This is a genomic window from Ruegeria sp. CH6, from assembly GCF_056537005.1.
The window spans coordinates 143,502-163,148 of record NZ_JBQFQS010000001.1 but is presented as its reverse complement, the minus strand read 5'-3'; the positions used below and the strand labels follow the sequence as shown (position 1 = coordinate 163,148).

Annotated in this window: 20 protein-coding genes; 9 read left to right on the top strand and 11 right to left on the bottom strand. The window is 57.8% G+C overall.

The window, feature by feature from the left end; genetic code table 11:
* Window positions 1-48: 48 nt before the first annotated feature.
* From ACR0CW_RS00820 to ACR0CW_RS00805, 4 genes are all read right to left on the bottom strand, one after another.
* Window positions 49-498: a hypothetical protein gene (locus ACR0CW_RS00820; RefSeq protein ID WP_155144949.1), complete on the bottom strand. Its 450-nt coding sequence runs from the start codon at window positions 496-498 to the stop codon at window positions 49-51.
* Window positions 499-1,592: 1,094 nt separating this feature from the next.
* Window positions 1,593-2,183: a hypothetical protein gene (locus ACR0CW_RS00815; protein ID WP_480786496.1), complete on the bottom strand. Its 591-nt coding sequence runs from the start codon at window positions 2,181-2,183 to the stop codon at window positions 1,593-1,595.
* 229 nt (window positions 2,184-2,412) lie between these two features.
* Window positions 2,413-4,212 carry a translation elongation factor 4 gene (gene lepA, locus ACR0CW_RS00810; protein WP_170331333.1) on the bottom strand — a complete coding sequence of 600 codons (1,800 nt, stop codon included), beginning with the start codon at window positions 4,210-4,212 and terminating at the stop codon, window positions 2,413-2,415.
* A 138-nt stretch (window positions 4,213-4,350) separates the two neighbouring features.
* Window positions 4,351-4,905, bottom strand: coding sequence for an RNA ligase family protein (locus tag ACR0CW_RS00805; RefSeq protein ID WP_480786495.1), 555 nt, complete (start codon window positions 4,903-4,905; stop codon window positions 4,351-4,353).
* A 246-nt stretch (window positions 4,906-5,151) separates the two neighbouring features.
* On the opposite strand from ACR0CW_RS00805, the gene ACR0CW_RS00800 reads away from it, so the two are divergent.
* Both ACR0CW_RS00800 and ACR0CW_RS00795 read left to right on the top strand, forming a co-directional pair.
* Window positions 5,152-5,463, top strand: a complete 312-nt coding sequence (locus tag ACR0CW_RS00800; protein WP_480786494.1) for a hypothetical protein — start codon at window positions 5,152-5,154, stop codon at window positions 5,461-5,463.
* Between the two features lie 66 nt (window positions 5,464-5,529).
* Window positions 5,530-6,483: a LysR family transcriptional regulator gene (locus ACR0CW_RS00795; protein ID WP_155144961.1), complete on the top strand. Its 954-nt coding sequence runs from the start codon at window positions 5,530-5,532 to the stop codon at window positions 6,481-6,483.
* Here the strand turns inward: ACR0CW_RS00795 and ACR0CW_RS00790 are convergent.
* A complete protein-coding gene (locus ACR0CW_RS00790; protein ID WP_480786493.1) occupies window positions 6,480-6,923 on the bottom strand; it encodes a low molecular weight protein-tyrosine-phosphatase in 444 nt (147 codons plus the stop codon). The two genes, ACR0CW_RS00795 and ACR0CW_RS00790, sit on opposite strands and share 4 nt — an antisense overlap.
* A gap of 27 nt (window positions 6,924-6,950) precedes the next feature.
* On the opposite strand from ACR0CW_RS00790, the gene ACR0CW_RS00785 reads away from it, so the two are divergent.
* The gene (locus tag ACR0CW_RS00785) at window positions 6,951-7,646 is read left to right on the top strand and encodes an NAD-dependent deacylase (RefSeq protein ID WP_480786492.1); all 696 of its coding nucleotides are present in this window, start codon (window positions 6,951-6,953) and stop codon (window positions 7,644-7,646) included.
* A 79-nt stretch (window positions 7,647-7,725) separates the two neighbouring features.
* Window positions 7,726-8,334 carry an HdeD family acid-resistance protein gene (locus tag ACR0CW_RS00780; protein ID WP_480786491.1) on the top strand — a complete coding sequence of 203 codons (609 nt, stop codon included), beginning with the start codon at window positions 7,726-7,728 and terminating at the stop codon, window positions 8,332-8,334.
* 104 nt (window positions 8,335-8,438) lie between these two features.
* On the opposite strand, the gene ACR0CW_RS00775 is transcribed toward ACR0CW_RS00780, so the two are convergent.
* Window positions 8,439-8,912: a copper chaperone PCu(A)C gene (locus ACR0CW_RS00775; RefSeq protein WP_170331321.1), complete on the bottom strand. Its 474-nt coding sequence runs from the start codon at window positions 8,910-8,912 to the stop codon at window positions 8,439-8,441.
* A 41-nt stretch (window positions 8,913-8,953) separates the two neighbouring features.
* A complete protein-coding gene (locus ACR0CW_RS00770; protein ID WP_480786490.1) occupies window positions 8,954-9,295 on the bottom strand; it encodes a hypothetical protein in 342 nt (113 codons plus the stop codon).
* 536 nt (window positions 9,296-9,831) lie between these two features.
* Between ACR0CW_RS00770 and ACR0CW_RS00765 the strand changes: the two genes are divergently transcribed.
* The gene (locus ACR0CW_RS00765) at window positions 9,832-10,242 is read left to right on the top strand and encodes a hypothetical protein (RefSeq protein ID WP_480786489.1); all 411 of its coding nucleotides are present in this window, start codon (window positions 9,832-9,834) and stop codon (window positions 10,240-10,242) included.
* A 72-nt stretch (window positions 10,243-10,314) separates the two neighbouring features.
* Here the strand turns inward: ACR0CW_RS00765 and rpmB are convergent, their stop codons facing one another.
* The 3 genes from rpmB to meaB all read right to left on the bottom strand — a co-directional run bounded on the left by rpmB (window position 10,315) and on the right by meaB (window position 13,092).
* Entirely contained in the window at window positions 10,315-10,602 is a 288-nt protein-coding gene (gene rpmB / locus ACR0CW_RS00760) for a 50S ribosomal protein L28 (RefSeq protein WP_008756960.1), read from the bottom strand.
* A 230-nt stretch (window positions 10,603-10,832) separates the two neighbouring features.
* Window positions 10,833-11,969: a Hint domain-containing protein gene (locus ACR0CW_RS00755; protein ID WP_480786488.1), complete on the bottom strand. Its 1,137-nt coding sequence runs from the start codon at window positions 11,967-11,969 to the stop codon at window positions 10,833-10,835.
* A 145-nt stretch (window positions 11,970-12,114) separates the two neighbouring features.
* Entirely contained in the window at window positions 12,115-13,092 is a 978-nt protein-coding gene (gene meaB / locus ACR0CW_RS00750) for a methylmalonyl Co-A mutase-associated GTPase MeaB (protein WP_480786487.1), read from the bottom strand.
* 83 nt (window positions 13,093-13,175) lie between these two features.
* On the opposite strand from meaB, the gene ACR0CW_RS00745 reads away from it, so the two are divergent.
* The 4 genes from ACR0CW_RS00745 to ACR0CW_RS00730 all read left to right on the top strand — a co-directional run bounded on the left by ACR0CW_RS00745 (window position 13,176) and on the right by ACR0CW_RS00730 (window position 18,591).
* Window positions 13,176-13,889 (top strand): DUF3108 domain-containing protein, encoded by a 714-nt coding sequence (locus tag ACR0CW_RS00745; RefSeq protein WP_480786486.1) that lies wholly within the window; start codon window positions 13,176-13,178, stop codon window positions 13,887-13,889.
* Window positions 13,890-13,934: 45 nt separating this feature from the next.
* Window positions 13,935-16,385: an ATP-dependent helicase HrpB gene (gene hrpB / locus ACR0CW_RS00740; RefSeq protein ID WP_480786485.1), complete on the top strand. Its 2,451-nt coding sequence runs from the start codon at window positions 13,935-13,937 to the stop codon at window positions 16,383-16,385.
* A gap of 178 nt (window positions 16,386-16,563) precedes the next feature.
* Window positions 16,564-17,022: an NUDIX hydrolase gene (locus ACR0CW_RS00735; protein ID WP_480786484.1), complete on the top strand. Its 459-nt coding sequence runs from the start codon at window positions 16,564-16,566 to the stop codon at window positions 17,020-17,022.
* 90 nt (window positions 17,023-17,112) lie between these two features.
* The gene (locus tag ACR0CW_RS00730) at window positions 17,113-18,591 is read left to right on the top strand and encodes an inorganic phosphate transporter (RefSeq protein WP_155144981.1); all 1,479 of its coding nucleotides are present in this window, start codon (window positions 17,113-17,115) and stop codon (window positions 18,589-18,591) included.
* A gap of 8 nt (window positions 18,592-18,599) precedes the next feature.
* On the opposite strand, the gene ACR0CW_RS00725 is transcribed toward ACR0CW_RS00730, so the two are convergent.
* Complete coding sequence (locus ACR0CW_RS00725; RefSeq protein WP_480786483.1) at window positions 18,600-19,592, bottom strand: 2-dehydropantoate 2-reductase; 993 nt, start codon at window positions 19,590-19,592, stop codon at window positions 18,600-18,602.
* Window positions 19,593-19,647 lie beyond the last annotated feature (55 nt).

The following is a 19,647-nucleotide window of genomic DNA, read 5'->3' as shown; positions in this document are numbered from 1 at the left end:
TCGCAGCAGCGGTACTTACCCCCTACAATCGCCCGGGCCGGAAACGCTTCAGTTCACCTGACGTTCCAGAACGGTGCTGTAGGTCGTTCCGTTACGCAGGCTACGGAAATCGGCAAAAATCTTGCCATCTTCGTACCGTGCATCGATCAACGCGTTCGCGCCGATCACCAGCGGTGAGGTTTCAATGATGCCGATCGAACCCGAGCCATCGAGGCTGATGGTTCCGGTGGCCTCATATTCATTCCATTCGGTATCGCCATCCCGACGCCACTTGCTGGGCCCCCAGAAGACATTGTCTTCCTGCATCTGGACGTCGAGCATCCATTCGGCCTGATTGAAGCGGGGCTGATCGCCCTTGTAATAGTGGCTGGGCTGGACGGTCGTGTAAGACCCGACCCATGTGCCGCGCAGGTCCGGTGTAGTATCGGCCAGTGCTGCGGTTCCGAGGGCGAGGGACGTGGCCAGAGCGGCTGCTCCGGCAGTCATGTATCTGGTCATGGGGATCTCCTCCTGAATGCGACCCTTTGAGGTTCGAAAGCGAACATCTCTGCTGTGGCCTACAGATTGGGAGGAGGTTGGATGCTTACAAGTTACCTAAGGGAAACTTCATGATTGGTTTAGATGAGCGTTAGTTGGAGAGGCCGGACGAAACCTGATAGCCGACCCTGCGGTCAATCAATAGACCAGAAAGCAACGTGCAGGTCTTGGCCTACTTTCGCCTTAACTCTGAGAAAACAAACGACGAGCCGACAATGCAAAGAATGACGACCGAGACCCAAACACTCTCTCCGCGATCAACAACTCTCGAATAATACAAAAGAACGGCGAGGCCTAGAAAGGCCAACAACTTCCAGATGACTGACGCCTTCAATGATCGATCCTGTGACTATTGTTGGCCTCTTAGCAAAATGGGCCAAAGCACTGATTGTCACAACCTACACGCAACCAAGCTTCACTTGAAGCCATCATCTTCGGCAACGGTTGATGAAAAGAGATGAGGGCCGCGACTGAACCGAGGGGGTGAGGCCCGTCTCGGAAACGGTCCAGTGGACCGTTTCAGGGCCGAACGGGCGAAGCCCCGGGGCGCAAACGCGCTTGCAACCGTTGATCAACAGAACTGAGGGCAGCGCCGGCCCGAGGGGTGGCGCAAACGCGCCGCCCCATGGGGGCGGGTCGGCGCGGCCCGGCGGTGCCGCCGGGCGGGTAACGATAATTAATATAATTTTATCAGAATGTATTGAAGTTAACTTCGTACCAACCATATTCACTCAACTACCTAACAAAAGGAGATAAAATGGTATATACAGAATCTCAAATTCGGGACGAGGCCTGCAAAGAACTACTTCATGCACGTGGTCAAACACTCTCAACTTCGCAACTGATCAAAAGACTCTCAACTAGGCTTTCACCGACCGGACGGGACTCCGATATCGCGTTGAACCGCAGCGATACTTACTTTTCCCAGAAAGTTCGTAATCTTGTCAGCCATCGCAACCAGAGCACCGGCCTAGTTGCTCGCGGCATTGCAGACTATGACAAACAAAACGAGTCTTGGACACTGACGAAGATTGGCCGCCGACACGCAGCTCACCTTAGGTGATATTCATTTTTTTATAACCCGTCGGCAGCCATTTTAGCTCAGTTTTCCCGGCGTGATCCTTATCCCAAACGAACCAAGCATAGGCAGTGGTTCCACTGCCTTTGCGCTGGGCACCTTTAGGGTAAAATGTAATTCTCTCGCTAAATACCCATACTCTACTGGGTGCGGAATTTCGAAATATCGTTTCTTGGCGTTTAGCACCTTCCAAGAACGCCAACCTAAGAAGGAGCGCGAATTTTCCCTCTGCAGCGCCAAGCGCAGAGTGGACAAATTCTTCAGCTGCGTTGAATGGCGGGTTTGTTATGATATTGCGCGCTTTCCTTTTTGTGCTGCGAAAATCGACACCAGTTTCACCAAATCCACGATCGAAGAGATCCGAGCTTTCAACCCGCTGGCCTGTTTTCTCCAAAACATTACTCATTGCGCCATCGCCACAGGCGCATTCCCATATATCGCCAATAAAATTTTCGTTGTCGATTAACGCAAAAGTCGCCCAATCAGGCGTTGGATAAAAGTCTGGCCCATCAACGTCAGCTACTCTCTTAAGTGTGGGCTGAGGGGCGGTAACAAATAGTTCGTTCATTTTTTCCTCGCGCTACACACACAGTATTATCAAATCCAGACTCACCAGCAAGAAGGCTATGAATCTAAATACTTTCAAAGCCTTAAGCGGAGGATCGAATAAAGTTGGTCAAAGTCAGCAGATTTGAATATCTAACTCTTGGAGGTTATTGTCGCATTTCCCCACCGTGTGGGCACGCAGTTGGCTGCGCCAACCGCTTTCGCCCACCCGCCTTAAAAATGGCCAGCTATTAGCTGTCCATTTTTAAGGCACTAATAAACGCCTCCTGCGGGATATCCACCTTCCCGAACTGGCGCATCTTCTTCTTACCCGCCTTCTGCTTGTCCAGCAGTTTGCGTTTCCGCGTGGCGTCGCCGCCGTAGCATTTCGCGGTCACGTCCTTGCGCAGGGCCGATAGGGTCTCGCGCGCGATGACCTTGCCTCCGATGGCGGCCTGGATCGGGATTTTGAACATGTGGCGCGGGATCAGGTCTTTGAGCTTTTCGCACATCGCCCGGCCCCGCATCTCGGCCCGGTCGCGGTGAACCATGGTGGACAGCGCATCGACCGGTTCGTCATTCACCAGCACCGACATCTTGACCAGATTATCCTCGGTATAGCCGGTCATCTGGTAGTCGAAGCTGGCATAGCCCTTGGTCACCGATTTCAGGCGGTCGTAGAAGTCAAAGACGACCTCGTTCAGCGGCAGGTCATAGACGACCATGGCGCGGGAACCGGCATAGGTCAGGTCCAGCTGGATGCCGCGGCGGTCCTGACACAGTTTCAGCACGTCACCGAGGTATTCGTCAGGCACAAGGATAGTCGCCTTGATGCGCGGTTCCTCGATATGGTCGACCTTGGAGGGGTCGGGCATGTCGGCGGGGTTGTGCAGCTCGATCATTTCGCCGTCTTTCATGTAGACGTGATAGATCACCGACGGCGCGGTGGTGATGAGCTCGATATCATATTCGCGTTCGATGCGGTCGCGGATGACCTCTAGGTGCAGTAGGCCCAGGAAGCCGCAACGGAAGCCAAAGCCAAGTGCTGCCGAGGTTTCCATCTCAAAGCTGAAGCTGGCATCGTTCAGCGCCAATTTGTCGATCGCATCCCGCAGGTCTTCGAATTCGGCCGAGTCCACCGGGAACAGGCCACAGAACACCACCGGCTGCGCGGGTTTGAAGCCGTCCAGCGCGTCTTCGGTGCCGTTGCGGTCATTGGTGATGGTGTCACCCACACGAGTGTCGCGGACCTGTTTGATGGACGCCGTCAGGAACCCGATCTCACCGGGGCCGAGGCTGTCGACCATCTCCATCTCGGGCCGGAAGACGCCGACGCGGTCGACATGGTGCAGGGTACCGTTCGACATGAACTTGACCCGCATGCCCTTTTTCAGCGTGCCGTCCATGATGCGGACCAGAACGATGACGCCGAGATAGGCGTCGTACCACGAATCCACCAGCATCGCCTTGAGCGGCGCGTCGAGATTGCCCTGCGGTGCGGGCAGTTGCTGGACGATGGCCTCGAGCGTCTCGTGGATGCCCTGCCCCGTCTTGGCACTGACCTGAATGGCGTCGGTCGCGTCGATGCCGATCACATCCTCGATCTGTTCGGCCACGCGGTCACAATCGGACGCGGGCAGGTCGATCTTGTTCAGCACCGGCACGATCTCATGATCGGCGTCGATGGCCTGATACACGTTCGCCAGCGTCTGCGCCTCGACCCCTTGGGTCGAGTCGACAACCAACAGAGAGCCCTCGACCGCGCGCATGGACCGTGAGACCTCATAGGCAAAGTCCACGTGACCGGGAGTGTCGATCAGGTTCAGCACGTATTTCTCGCCATTGTCGGCGGTATAGTCGATGCGAACCGTGTTGGCCTTGATGGTGATGCCGCGCTCGCGCTCGATATCCATGCTGTCGAGCAGCTGTTCCTTCATGTCGCGATCCTTGACAGTTCCGGTCTCTTGGATGAGCCGGTCAGCAAGGGTGGATTTGCCATGGTCGATATGCGCGACGATGGAGAAATTGCGGATATGAGCGAGGTCTGTCATAGCGTCGGGATATGGTTCGAAAACGGGCGCTGGTCAAGGTAGGACCGCACGATCCGAAACCCTTTATTTGTAGGGTTCACCGGACGGGCCAACAATCCGACTTCATGGCTGTTCGCATTGAACGTAGCAGGCGAACTGTCAGCGTAGTCCATTCTTCACCAACTCGGCGTTCATCCAATGCGTTTCACTTTGGACGTGGCCCTCACGGACGTATTTGGCCAGATGGGTTGGCATAGCTTCTTCCGCATACGCTGCCGTGGTTCTTACGACAAACCCTTCTTGTGTCGACATGTCCAGATTGCTGATTACATCAGTGACGGACTTCTCCGAAAACTGTCCCCGAAACAGAACCGGCACAGGTGTGATGCCGAGTTCAGCGAACCGCAACAAGGTTGCGTCCCAAGATTGCACTACATTCCCTTTTATGTAGGCAAAACCCAGAAAATACGTTGGCAGCCGGGAATAGGCGATGGAATGCCGGGCAAACAAGTACTCTCCAACAATACGTTCATCCGGTGACAGCAGGGGCGAGATACCCGCTGCGAATGCTTTGATCCAATCACGAGATGGGTGATAACGCGCATCCAAACTCCGTGGGTGACAGCCATCGCAATGAATAGTTGTGTTTTCACCATCCATTTTTTCTGTAAAGACGACCTCTGCTGCGTTGAGCAGAGCAGCAACATCGGACATGATTTTATCATCACTAGTCGCGCCCGGTGACTGGGGCAGATGAAATGTACGACCGTATTTCCGGAGCATTGGTCTTTTCTCAATCAATTGAACCAAATAGTTCGCTGCACCAAACGCGACATTTCAGACTCGTACAATCACTTTTTCGAACCAAGTGATTGATCCGCATCGCAACTTGCACAATACTCTGCCGCAAGCCGAGAGGGGCATCAGACCCGTCCGGGCAGGCAAACACGAGGCTTGAGCATGAAACAGTTCCTCTTAATAGCATTTTGCGCAACGTCGTTGACAGCGGTGGCTCCGGCACCAAGCGAGGCTGCACAGATTAAACGGGCATGTCTGGCATCGGACCGGTCAGCAGCGACGCGGTCTCGGTGCAGTTGCATTCAGCGCGTCGCGGACCAGGCCCTGACCCGCAGTGACCAAAGGACCGTGGCCAAGTGGTTCACCGATCCTCATCAGGCGCAAGAGCTTAAGATGTCGAAGACCGCGCGTGATGATGCGTTGTGGGATCGGTATCAGGCCTTTGGCCAGATGGCACAGGCGATCTGCAGCTAACCCATTCTGAATACTTGACCTGACCCCCGCTGCGCCTCAGAAATGGCGCAGCGAAAGGGAAATTGCATGGTTATGAAAGGGCTGACCCTGCGAGGGCTCGAGGTGTTCGAAGCCCTGGCGCGGACGGGATCGGTGGCGCAGGCCGCCGAGATCACGGGGCTCAGCCAGCCCTCGGTCAGCCAGCAATTGCGCAATCTGGAAAAGGCATTAGGCACCGATCTGGTGGATCACGGTCGGCGGCCGATGCGGCTGACGCAGGCCGGGCGCAGCTTTCTGGCCCGGGCCGAGGCGGTTCTGGGTGAGTTACAATTGGCGCAAAGCGAACTGACTGTCATGGATCTGGGCCATCTGACCACGCTGTCAATCGGCCTGATCGATGATTTCGACAATGATCTGACCCCGCGACTGGCGACTCTGCTGGCCGACAGTCTGACACGGTCGAAATTCAAGCTGATCACGCTGTCCAGTCTCGATCTGTTTCAGGCACTTGAAGAACAGCGTTTGCATCTGGCGGTTTCGGCCCATAGCGGTGAGGTGTTGGAAGGTGTGGTGGAGTACCCGCTGGTTCAGGACCCATTCATTCTGGTGACCCCCAAAACAGCGGATAACGTTGACGATGCGCTGCAGAACCTGCCATTCCTGCGCTATGCAAGGGAACAGCTGATCAGCCGACAGATCGAAAGCCATCTGGCGCGCAATCAGATGGAGTTCGAGGAGCGGTTCGAGATCGGCTCGCATCTGGCCCTGATGGCGATGGTGGCGCGTGGTCTGGGCTGGGCCATCACGACACCGTTGGGATATATGCGCGCAGCGCGCTTCCATGAGGGCCTGACGGCCTACCCTGCCCCATTTGGCGAAAGCTCACGCATGATCTCACTCTTCACCCAGTCGGACTGGTCCGATCAGGTGCCGCGCGAGGTTGCCGGGATGATGAGGCGCCTGATGCAGAGCCAGATCATCGATCCGGCAGTCGCGCAATTGCCCTGGCTGAGCGGGCAATTGAAGGTGATTGACGACTAACTCTGCAGATGGGCGTTCAGGCCCGCGACTGTCTCTTCGATCAGATCCAGCGCCCCGTCGAAATCCCGTGTGTAGTACGGGTCAGGCACGTGGTCGGCACCGGACTGAGGTGCGAAATCAGTCAGCAGCCGCACAGGGGTCTCATTGCCGTACGGGCGCAGCGCCTCGATATCCGAGATATTGTTGGCGTCCATCCCGATGATCAGGTCAAACCGATCAAAGTCAGCGGCGGTGAACTGGCGGGCGCGCAAGTCCGAGATGTCCAGCCCGCGGGCACGCGCGGCCTCTTGCATCGGGCCATAGGGTGGATCCCCGATATGCCAGCCCGAGGTTCCAGCGCTGTCAGTTTCGAATTGCGGTGCGCGGGCGCGAAAGACGCCCTCGGCAGCGGGTGAACGGCAGATATTGCCCAGACAGACAAAGAGGATACGGTGGGTCATGGGCATGGTTTATCGCGCGGACGTGAAATGGAAAAGATCGTCATTCTGACTGGAGCCGGAATTTCGGCGGAAAGCGGTCTGGGTACTTTCCGCGATGAGGATGGCCTGTGGGCGCAACACCGGATCGAGGATGTCGCCACGCCCGAGGGTTTTACGCGCGATCCGGCACTGGTGCACGCTTTTTACAATGCTCGTCGGGTACAGGCTGCAAAGGCAGAGCCAAACGCCGCTCACGTCGCGTTGGCGCGCCTGCAACAGGACTGGCCGGGTGAGGTCATCATCGTCACCCAGAACGTGGATGGCCTGCACGAAGCAGGAGGAGCCAGTGATGTAATCCACATGCACGGTATTCTGGCCGGGGCGCTTTGTGCGGCGTGCGGACACCGATGGACTGCCCCTCCGGAAATGGCTGTAGGCGAGCCCTGCCCGGCTTGCGCCGCACCAACCGCCCGGCCGGACGTGGTGTGGTTTGGTGAGATGCCCTATCGCATGGACGAAATTTATGACCATCTGGCCGAAGCATCCGTCTTTGCCGCAATCGGCACATCGGGTCAGGTTTACCCTGCTGCAGCCTTTGTGCATGAGGCAATCGCATCCGGCGCGCGCACCATTGAGCTGAATCTGGAACCGTCTGCAGGTGTGTCCAGCTTTGACGAAACCCACTTTGGTCCGGCAACCGAAACTGTCCCACAATGGGTCGCCAAGCTGTTGGGGCGCCGATAGAAGCAGCCCCTCGCGAAGGTAGAAGACATTTCACCAAGTTCTCGTTTATGCTTAGAACTCAACAAGCTGGGGGAGACCCATGACTGAAAACGAAACCCAAGACGGCGAAATCGTCGATGATGGCAGCATGGCGGGCCGGGATGCGCTCAGCGAAAATCTTGCCAATCTGTGGTGGACCTTCCTGTTGCGCGGGATATTGGCGGCTCTGGTCGGGATTGCGGCGCTGTTCTGGCCCACGGGCAGCATTTCGTTGCTGTTGCGTCTGGTTGGCGCCCTTTTGGTTCTGGACGGTGCGCTTACACTGATGGGCTTTGGGCGCCGGGGGCTTGTCGGAGGCGTCGGTATCGGTGCGGTCCTGATAGGGCTTGTTCTGCTGTTCTGGCCGGAAGGTGTTGCCAAGGTCACGTTTTTCCTGCTGGGCGCCTGGGCGCTTATCATCGGGATCGGCTCGCTTATCGCGATTGGACAAATGCATACCTCGGACCCGGAACGTGCGACCGTGCGGAATTCAGGCATCGTGGCGCTTATCATCGGGCTGGTGCTGGTGTTCTGGCCGGTAGGCGGGCTTGTCGCACTAGGTTGGGCGATTGCGTTCTCGGCGTTGGCCTTTGCTGCGGTCATGTTCTTCATGGCTGCGCGTTTCAAGTCAGCTGGAGACCGTGTTGGGATGCGCGTCATCAATCGCTAGACAGCCGCGATCTGACACCTACGCATCAAAACGAAAACAGGCCGGGCATTGCCCGGCCTGACGCATGAAAAGGGCCGCATTGCGGCCTGAAGACAGGCGTTGCCTCAGTTCGAATGCCCGCCGTGGGCACCGCTGTCCTGGCGCTCGAGATCGACGGGGATCTCTACTTCGATCTCGCCGGCCTTTTCAAAGACCAGAGTCACCGGCACCATGGCGCCCTGTTCAAAAGGCTGCGAAAGCCCCATGAACATCACGTGGTCACCGCCACGCTGCAGCATATGCGTCTCACCTGCCGGAATGGCAAAGCCTTCTTCGACATGCATCATCTTCGCGACGCCGTTGTCGTCGATCATGTGAGTATGAAGCTCAACGCGACCAGCAGCATCGGACGACACACCAATCAGACGATCATCGGTGTCGCCAGTGTTTTCGATCATCATGAAAGCTGCGCCCGCCTTGGCTGTTTTCCCCGAAGACCGGGCATAGGCGTCGCCGATTTTGATCGTGTCTTCAGCAAAAGCGGCGGTGGCAAGTGTTGCAGAGGCCAGCGCGGCGAGCAGAGTGGATTTGAAGGTCATTTGCCTTCTCCTTTTGAATTGTCTGACAGATTGAGAGGAGTTCAGACAGAAAAGGGAGGTGCCCGCGCGGGCTGTGAAGGCCGCGGCGCGGCGATCAGGCTTTCAACCCGATGCGCGGGAGAGGGCAGTACCCGATCCGGAGCCTCAGGTAGCCCGGGTTGTGCAACCGCAATAGCGCCCAGCAAAGTCAGAGCAAATTCGGGACAGAAATGAGGTGGTTTGGTCGGCTGGCCGTGCTCGTCCATGTAGACGACAACAGGGCCTTCACCCGTGCACAGAACCATCTGCCCGACGGCAGCATCCACACCGCGTGACGCTGCAACGCTCTGCCCGGTCAGAACCAAAAGCAGAGACAATACAAAAGGCAGTGATTTCCGAAGCATCGATACCATTTCGACCAATGGTATAGGCCCAGGCCAGACGGGGCTTCAAGCGCAATCGGCGTGCTGAGACAGTTTGGCCAACCGCGCCGTATTCCCCGTCTGGTTATTCAGTATCCGGCAGATTTTGTTACCGGTTATCAAGGCCCGATCTGTTGGTCGGATCTATCGTCATACTTGTATGCAGCCGATTTACCCTTCGCTGGATAACGGTGCAGGTTCTGACTGCCTCGACCAAAATTTTCGAGGGAATTGCCAGAATTTCAGTAAGTCTTACAGGCATGAATATGGCCTCCGATTCTGAATAAGCTTAGACATAATTCAAATTCAGCATATCGTATGTGAACAATATCACTGTAACGCCTCTTATTATTCACAGTTTGGAATAATTCACCCTGATCCACCTACTTTGGATTTATGCCCGACTGGCTGGCAGTGACGCCGAAATCATCTAAATCAAGGTCATGAAACCTATCGATTCAAGCGACATTCAATTTGTGCGATTGCCTGAGATTTCCCAGGACAGAATCATGAAGCACATGTCTGATCCTCGCGTGGCGGCACATCTGCCACTGATGACATCGCCCTGGGATTCAGTTCAGGTGCAGAGCTTTGTCACAGCCAAAGAAATGTACTGGAAACGCGACGGATTGGGGCACTGGGCTATCCTTCACAGGGGGGACTATGTCGGCTGGGGCGGTTTCCAACGAGAAGGCAAAGACTGGGATTACGGGCTGGTTCTGACTGCAGATTCGTTTGGGCTCGGGAATGCCATCACACGAAAGGCACTGGAATTTGCCCGTAATGATCCGAGCATATCATCGGTAACCTTTCTGCTGCCACCAACCCGGCGCAATCTGGGCGCCCTGCGGCGGCTTGGTGCCGTTTCCGAGGGTATGGTCACATATGATGATGCCGAGTTTCAGAAATTCAGGCTGCAGACCCCCTGAAGACCGATACGTACAAAGAAAAACCCCTGCTCCATCAGGAACAGGGGTTCGAAATTTCGCAGTGAAAAAGCGTTACGCCGAAGCTTGTGCTTTGGCGATTTCTTTTTTCACTTTCAGTGCGTTCGCGGACAGTTCATCATCCTTGGCTTTCGCCAGGAAAGCGTCCAGACCACCACGGTGGTCAACCGAGCGCAGAGCAGCTGCCGAAATGCGCAGCTTGACGCCACGACCCAGTGTTTCCGACTGCAGTGTAACGTCGTTCAGGTTGGGCAGGAAACGACGACGAGTTCTGTTTTTGGCGTGGCTGACATTGTTGCCAGTCATCGGGCCTTTTCCGGTCAGTTCGCAACGGCGCGACATGGTTTCTTCCTTTGTTTCTGGTGGCCGGGCATACCGCCCTCGGCCAAATCACAAGGGGCGCAACCCGAAGTCGCGCCCGAAAACTGGTTGGATGCGTGTAGTGGGAATCGCACGGAGGGTCAAGACGGGCGGGGCGAAATCTTTTGCCGGGATTTCAGATTCCCTGCCGTCGGCTTAGTTCTACATAACCGAGAATACATGAAGCAAGGCTATGAGCGTACCAAATGCCCTCAGATCGCCTGCAACAGCGGCTTGTTGTTCTTCAGGTGCCGCGCGACCAGCTGCGCCTGCTGGCGACTCTTGGGAATATAGCTGGCCGGATTGGGCGCATAGTTCATCTCGGCCAGTTCCGGGAAGATATCAAAGATCTCACGCCGCGCTTCAGAGCTCAGGGATTTGAGCGCTTCCGGCCCGGTATAAAGGCTCTCGCTTGGGGCGCCTTCGGCAAAGACGATTTCGTGACGATCGAAAAGCAGGTGGAAGTACTCAACACTTTCGACCGTCTCATCGACAAAGATACCTGGCAGCGCAATCAGCTTGATTGCCGGGATCAGCACATCGGATGCTCCGAACATACGTTCGGCAATCCTGGACTGCACCAGCATCCTGTGTTGGCGCGACACCAGCAAGTCACGTTCCGGCAGACCACCGCCCAGCGCTCCGGCAAGGATACGAACCGGGCGGCGCTTGGCATTATCTTCAAGCGAACCGGTGTCAAAGCGGCGGCGACCGATCCAGCGGAGGGGTTGCATCCCATGACCTTTGGTCGGGACCATATCGCCGGTGCGCAGATCCTGCACGCGAACCGGACCACGTTCTGATAAGATCAGAGTATCACGGGTAAAGCAGACAAAGCCGGTACCTGTTTCAAAGGTGCTGTAGGTAACGGTGATCCCTGATGGCAGGGTAAAGGTGCCCCCGGAAAGGGAATAGCTGGTTCCGGCGACAACCGTGAAGGTGCCAAATGTGCTGTCATTGACTACCGTGCCTTCGGGCAGGTTAAGCGCATCGGTTCCATTGCCACCCCGAACATCTCCGGAGACGTTTGTGCTGCTGAAATTGAGAGTATCGTTGCCACGTCCCAACCGGATGTTGCCGATACTTGAGCCCTGAACATCGACTGTATCATCATCCCGCCCGGCATTGAGTTGCCCACCGATCGAACTGTCGGAAACAGTTATGTCATCATTTCCGGCATTGCCACGAACGCTGCCTGAAATGGTGCTGTTGGTCACATTGATCTGGTCGGCCCCGCCACGGGCCCGAATATCATCAATCGGCGTCCCCTGCGGGGTACCGTTCAGTGTCCCGTTGTCATCGGTGACATCAATATTGTCAGCGCCATTTGTCCCGGTGATGTTGGGCATTATCGGCAGTTTCCGTTAGCATCGGCTGCGCTCAAACTCCCCGAGTAAACGCACTTAGCCGGGCAATCTGAGCAACCAAAAATTGAACACGCATACAGAATACATGTTTCTGAGCGAACGAACTACCTCTGACAGTCGTGCGAATTCAATCTGTTGCGAGGATGCTCAGCATGTGATCCGCAGCGGCAGACGGGCTGAGGCTACCAGAACCAACCTCGGTGCCAAGGCGATCCATCTCGGCACGGGCAACTGGTGTTTCCAGTCGGGCCAGCAGGGCATGGCGCACCTCCTGATCAAACCAGAACCGAGCCTGAGTGGCGCGATTTGCATCCCAATGACCATTGCTGCGGCGCCACTCGGTCAAGGCCTGCATCTCTTCCCACGCCTGTTCCAGCCCATGTTCCTCAACCGCTGAAACGGTCATGGCCTTGGGAAAACTCTCAGGATCCTGTGGCCGCTTGCGCAACAGACGCAGTGCCCCGGCATAGTCGGCGCAGGTGCGGGTCGCCGTGGCCTTCAGATCACCGTCGGCCTTGTTCACAAGGATCATGTCGGCCATTTCCATGATACCACGCTTGACCCCTTGCAGCTCATCCCCGCCTGCGGGTGCCAGTAGCAACAGGAACAGGTCGGACATTTCGGACACAACGGTTTCAGACTGCCCCACGCCCACAGTTTCGATCAGCACCACGTCAAATCCTGCAGCCTCGCACAGCGCGATGGCCTCGCGCGTGCGACGGGCGACGCCGCCCAGATGGCTTTGGCTGGGGGATGGGCGGATAAAGGCGTTCTTCTCGCGGCTCAGACGCTCCATCCGGGTTTTGTCACCGAGGATCGAGCCGCCCGAGCGGGCCGAACTGGGATCGACAGCCAGAACCGCGACACGCAGCCCCTGCCCTGTCAGCATCATGCCAAAGCTCTCGATAAACGTGGATTTACCCACGCCTGGGGTTCCTGAAAGACCAATCCGCAGCGACTGGCGGCCACTGCCCACCAATTTGTCAAGTAACTGCGCAGCCTGTTCGCGGTGATCGGCGCGTTTACTTTCGACCAGCGTTATCGCACGGGCCAGTGCCCGCCGATCCCCGTTCAAAATCCTGTCACCCAGGCTGTCTATGTGCATACTGCCCCCAATCTTAACGGCATGACTACTTGCCGCCCCCGGAACCGATTTGTCCAGCCCGGACCGACGAGGAATTTTATCCAATGTCATTTGTTTTAATACGTGTGTTTCCGTTGATACTCGCCATGCTGCCTGTTGCCGGTCTTGCAGAGGTCAATCAGAGCCAGTTTGCGTTGCGCGCCCTTGGGGTAAAGGTGGGCGAAATGGCCTTGAGTTCCGATATCAACCAGACGCGTTACGCCGTGACAGGCCGGTTGGGAACAACGGGGCTTGCGGGCACAATCAAGCGGGTGCGCTTTATTCTGGAGGTCACCGGCCGACGCAAAGGCGCGCAGTTTCTACCCAAAAGATATGTCGAGGACATGGACACCGGTCAGCGGGAATCGCGGGTACGGCTGGACTATTCCCGGGGGATTGCGCGCGCGAGTGGGCCAAAGGTTGGCGAGGCCAGCGACCATTCCGTGACCGATGCTCAGCAACGCGGGGCTGTCGATCCTCTGACGGCGATCTTCATGGTTTTGCGTGATCAGCGCGAGGCCGAGCTGTGCACATTGCGCCAGAAGATCTTTGACGGCGAACGGCTCACTGAAATCGCCCTGACACGGCGCAGCAATTCCGGTGATATGGTGCAGTGCAGCGGGTACTTCACGCGGCTGGCTGGATATCCACCCGGTGATCTGCGGCAGGGCAGCCGCTTTCCGGTTCTGGTAACCTACGCGCGTTCAGGTGACATCATGCGGGCAATGCGGGTCGAGGCGAAGACGATCTATGGCCCTGCCGTTGTCGTGCGAAAGTAGCCTTCGCTGGACGCCACAGGCGTGATCACCGATAAGGGCCGAATGATGACACGCCTGCCCATTGATGACGCCACTCCCGAATTGCTGGACGCCCTGCGCAGCCATGGCCGCGCGGTGCTGCAGGCCCCGCCGGGCGCGGGCAAAACCACGCGGGTTCCGCTGGAAATGCTGCAGGCCGGTCTGTGCGGGGGCAAGATCGTGATGCTGGAGCCGCGCAGACTGGCAGCGCGCGCGGCGGCCGAACGGATGGCCGAAACCTTGGGAGAGCGTGCCGGAGAGACAGTCGGTTATCGCGTGAGGGGTGAGGCCAAGGTTTCCAAGGTCACGCGTATCGAGGTGGTGACCGAGGGCATTCTGACCCGAATGCTACAATCGGATCCGGACCTACCGGGCGTCGGCGCAGTGATATTTGATGAATTCCACGAACGATCGCTGAACGCGGATCTGGGACTGGCCTTGTGCCTTGAGGTGGCCGGTGCGCTGCGGGACGATCTGATCCTGCTGGCGATGTCGGCCACACTGGATGCCGAACCGGTGGGGAAGTTGATGAATGCCCCTCTGGTGACCTCGGAAGGACGCAGCTATCCGGTTGAGACGCGCTGGCTTGACCGACCGCTGGGCATACAGGCGCGGCGGCTGGATGCGCTGGTTGATCTGGTGGTTCAGGCCGAGCGCGGGACGCGTAACATTGGCGGGGGCATGTTGGTGTTTCTGCCCGGAGAGGGTGAGATACGGCGGGCTGAGACGGCCCTGACCGGGCGATTGCCCGATGGATGCGCGGTGCGCCCGCTATTCGGTGCCCTGCCCTTTGCCGCCCAGCGCGCAGCGATTGCGCCTGCCAAAGATGGGCGCAAGGTGGTGCTGGCGACTTCGATTGCCGAAACCTCGCTGACAATTCCCGATATTCGGGTGGTTGTGGATATGGGACAGGCCCGGCGCGCCAGGTTCGATCCGGGGTCCGGCATGTCGCGGCTGGTGACTGAACGGGTGACACGGGCCGAAGCAACCCAGCGCGCCGGACGCGCCGGGCGTGTGGCCGAGGGGCTGTGCTATCGGCTGTGGTCCAAGGGTGAGGAAGGCGCGCTCGCCGCGTTTCCTCCGGCCGAGATCGAAGCCGCTGACCTGACCGGGCTGGCGCTGGAGTTGGCTCTGTGGGGCGCCGGTGAGGGTGATCTGGCCTTTCTGACCACCCCGCCCGAAGGCTCGATGGCCGAGGCGCGATCGCTGCTGGGCATGCTGGGGGCGCTGGATAGCAAAGGTCGAATTACGGATCATGGGCGGGCATTGGCTGCGCTGCCCTTGCACCCACGACTGGGCCATATGCTGGTTACAGCTGGCACGGATGCAGCGCAGCTGGCTGCCCTGATGGCCGAGCGGGATCCGCTAAAGGGCGCGCCTGTGGATCTGAACCTGAGGCTGGAAGCGGTTCGGGACATGCGCGCCTTTCGAAAGAACCGGCCATGGCAGACAAACCCCGCGGTTGTGGATCGGATCAAGCAGGAATCCAAGCGACTGAAAGCACAAGCCGGACAGGTAAGGAACGATCTCAGCCCAGCCTCCATGGCCGCGCTGGCTTATCCGGATCGCATTGGCCAGCGCCGCAAGGGAGATGTTCCGCGTTACGTGTTGTCCGGTGGAAAAGGTGTTGTAATGGACAGCGGCGATACGTTGGCCGGAGCGCCCTATCTGGTGGCGCTCGACACTGATGGCAATCCGCGAGAGGCGAGATTGCGGATGGCCATACAAATCCCGGAAAGTGAAATTCGCGACCTGTTCGCCGATCAGATCGAATGGGTCGAAAGCTGTGAATGGTCCAAACGTGAACGCAGGGTGATTGCGCGCAGGCAACAGCGGTTCGGAGCGATCACGCTGGATGATCGCATCTGGAAAGGCGTGCCGGATGAAGCGATAGCGCGGGCCATGCTGGATGGTGTGCGGGATCTGGGCCTGAGGCTGGACGGCGCTGCTGCGCGTCTGGCCGCGCGGGTCGAACTGGTGCGTGCCGATGGGATAGAACTGCCCGATTTCTCGATCGAGGGCTTGCTATCAGAGCTGGAGGACTGGCTGCTGCCGATGCTGTCAGGTGTGCGCAATGCAGAGGACTGGAAACGGTTCGACCTGTTGCCGGCATTGGAGACTCGCTTGAGTTGGGAGCAAATGCAGGAGCTGGATCGTCGGGCTCCGGCCTCTTTCGTGACCCCTCTGGGGCGCAAGCTGCCGATTGATTACGGCAAGGCCGTGCCCGAAATCTCGGTTCGGCTGCAGGAGCTGTTTGGCGTGTCCCAACACCCTTTGGTTGGCGGTGAGCCTCTTAAAATCACTTTGCTTTCACCTGCACAGCGGCCCATTCAGATTACCCGCGACCTGCCCGGTTTCTGGGCAGGTTCTTACGCGGATGTGCGCAAAGATATGCGGGCGCAGTACCCGAAACACCCCTGGCCCGAAGACCCAACTCAGGCAGACCCGACATTGCGGGCCAAACGCAGACGCGACTGACGCGGGCCAAAAAGCCCACCCACAACACACCTTGCACGTGGGATTTTCCCACATATTTGAATATATGCAACAAAATTCGGGCGAAAAACTGCGATTTCCAACACGAAACTTGAGAAATATGTTGTTCATTGTTATGTGACATGAACTTTGGAACATACGCGTGAACTGACGACAAATTATGGCGAAAAAGCTGCGTAAAATATGGGATGAGGTCGCAAGACCGCTATTTCTGCGCCCCCGGCGGGTGCAGTTTGCAGCTTTGTGCACTCGAAAAGCCGGGGATCGTGACGATGTTCTGCTGATCACCAGCCGGGACACCGGGCGCTGGATCATCCCCAAAGGCTGGCCAATTGACGGTCTGGATGGATCGGAAACAGCCCTGCAAGAGGCCTGGGAAGAGGCCGGTGTTCGGGTCGCCGATGCGGGAAAAGAGCCGATGGGTCACTACACCTACGACAAAGTGCTCAAGGATGGGACGGCTGAACCGGTTCTGACCAGCGTCTATCACGTTCGTGTCGCCGAGTTGTCCGACAAATATCCCGAGGCGCATCAGCGCGAGCGGGTCTGGGTTTCTCCTGACGTTGCGGCCGAACGGGTTCAGGAGCCGGAGCTGCGTGATCTGCTGCTTCAGATGTAACAGCATCACTACAATTTTATGACATCGCACTTGCTCCCGGCCGCATAACAATATAGCGCGCTGGCGCTGAAACAACTGACCCGCAGACCGATGTCCGATACACAATCCAAATCCCGCTGGCAGGCTCTGGACCGCGATCTTCAGCGCATCACAAGCGTTGAACGCGCTAACGCCTATGTGGCACGTCCGATGCTGGCGCCGGGTATTGCGCTGGCCTTTATTGCTCTGGCTGGGTTGTCAGCCGCTGTACTATTCGGGCATGCCGACGGCAGCATGATCGTTATCGCCGCCGCCGCATTCGGCGCCTATATGGCGATCAATATCGGCGCCAATGATGTGGCCAACAACATGGGCCCGGCAGTGGGGGCGAATGCGCTGACCATGGCCGGAGCGATCGCGATTGCCGCCGTTGCGGAAAGCGCGGGCGCGTTGCTGGCAGGCGGAGACGTGGTTTCGACCATCTCAAAGGGTATTATCGACCCGATGTCGGTTCAGAACAGCGAAGTCTTCATCTGGGCGATGATGGCGGCACTGATCTCTTCTGCGATGTGGGTCAATCTGGCGACCTGGATCGGTGCACCGGTATCGACAACCCATTCAGTCGTCGGTGGAGTTATGGGCGCGGGTATCGCAGCGGCCGGCTTTAGCGCGGTCAGCTGGGGAACCATGAGCGCGATTGCGGCCAGCTGGGTCATATCACCGGTTTTGGGCGGCGTAATCGCGGCCCTGTTTCTGGCGTTGATCAAGGCCAAAATCCAGTATCAGGACGACAAGATCGCTGCTGCACGCCGCTGGGTTCCGATCCTTGTGGCCGTTATGGCAGGGGCGTTTGCCACCTATCTGGCGGTCAAGGGCCTGAAGCGGATCGTGAAAGTTGATCTGGAAATCGCGATCCTGATCGGCTTTGCCTCGGGCGCATTGGCCTGGGCCGTTACCGTGCCATGGGTTCGGCGCAAGTCAGAGGGGCTTGAGAACCGCACCCGATCCCTGAAAACCCTGTTTGGCCTGCCGCTGGTTATCTCGGCCACATTCCTGAGTTTTGCGCATGGCGCCAATGATGTGGCCAACGCGGTTGGTCCGCTTGCCGCCATCGTCCATGTCGCCGAATTCGGTGATTTCGCCGCCAAGGTGGCGATCCCGACATGGGTCATGATCATCGGCGCCTTCGGCATTTCCTTTGGCCTGTTCCTGTTCGGACCCAAGCTGATCCGGATGGTCGGCAGTCAGATCACCAAGCTGAACCCGATGCGAGCCTTCTGTGTGGCTTTGTCAGCAGCTATTACCGTGATCGTTGCCAGCTGGCTGGGGCTGCCCGTCAGCTCGACCCATATCGCTGTGGGTGCGGTCTTTGGCGTTGGTTTCTATCGCGAATGGCACGCCGATCAGCGTTGGAAAAAGTCGAACCGTCAGCGCCCGGCTGACCTGAGGCTGGCCCGCGAAGAACACCAGAGGCGCAAGCTGGTACGGCGGTCTCACTTCATGACTATTGTCGCGGCCTGGGTGATCACAGTTCCGGCAGCGGCGGTCATGTCAGCTGCGATCTTCTGGTTGCTGACGGCATTCACCTAAACAATCGGTCAGCCACAGCTGGCGACCTCCGACAGAATCTGATCTGGGGTCAGCGGCTGCTGAGGCGTCTTTTTGATCAATTCCGAAACGCGCGCGCAGATCGGGGTCGGTACATTCACATCAGTACCGATCCGGATGATTTCACCTTGCAGACTGTCGATTTCGGTCGGACGGCCTGCCATCAGGTCATAGGCCATCGACAAACGTGCATTTGGATCAATGGTCAGCATCCGGGCAGCGATGCGACTAAACAGGGGCGTAGGCAGACGCAGGATATGTGGCGTCATCCATGCAGGCAGCGGCGTGGTTGAGGCGACAGGATGCCCTGCAGCCTTGAGAACCCCCAAAGCTTCGGTCATCTGATCCGCCATGAGACGACGCCAGTTGCGGTCCATAAGTTGTTCGCGCAAGGTCAGACCGGACAGTGCATTGAGCGCATTGTTAAGGTTGATGACAAGCTTGCCCCACTGCACCGCCTCGATATCGTTGCTTTCGGTAACTGGCAGGCTGGGGCTGTTCAGCTGATCAGCCAGCGCACCAGGCCCGTTCTGGATAACGATATCGCCCGAGGTTGCGCGGTGGTAAGTCGCCGCATCGGTTGGCACCACGTTGAATGGCACCATGCCTGCACGGACATCACGATCTGGCAACACCGAGCGCAATGTGCGAGCGTTCTCCATTCCATTCTGCCACGATAAGACAGGTGCCGACTTGGGCGCATGGTCAGAGATCAGCTTGGCCATCTCAGCCGTTGCGCCGGTTTTGACAGTCACGATTATGACATCGGCACCCGCCAGACAGGCAGGGTCTTCGGTCAGCACCAGACCATCGGCCGGAACCGTGGTTCTCAGACCCGAGAAATCGCTTACCGTCAGACCTTGCTCACGTATTGGATCGAGTACGCGGGCGCGACCCAGCAGCGTGGCCCGATGCCCTGCATCCGCGAGCAGAGCACCGCAATAGCAGCCAATGCTGCCCGCACCCGCGATGACAAGTTTCATAGTCGCCCTCCCCTTTCGGAAGAGGATTGCCGGGACCGCTCGTGCAGGCAAGCTT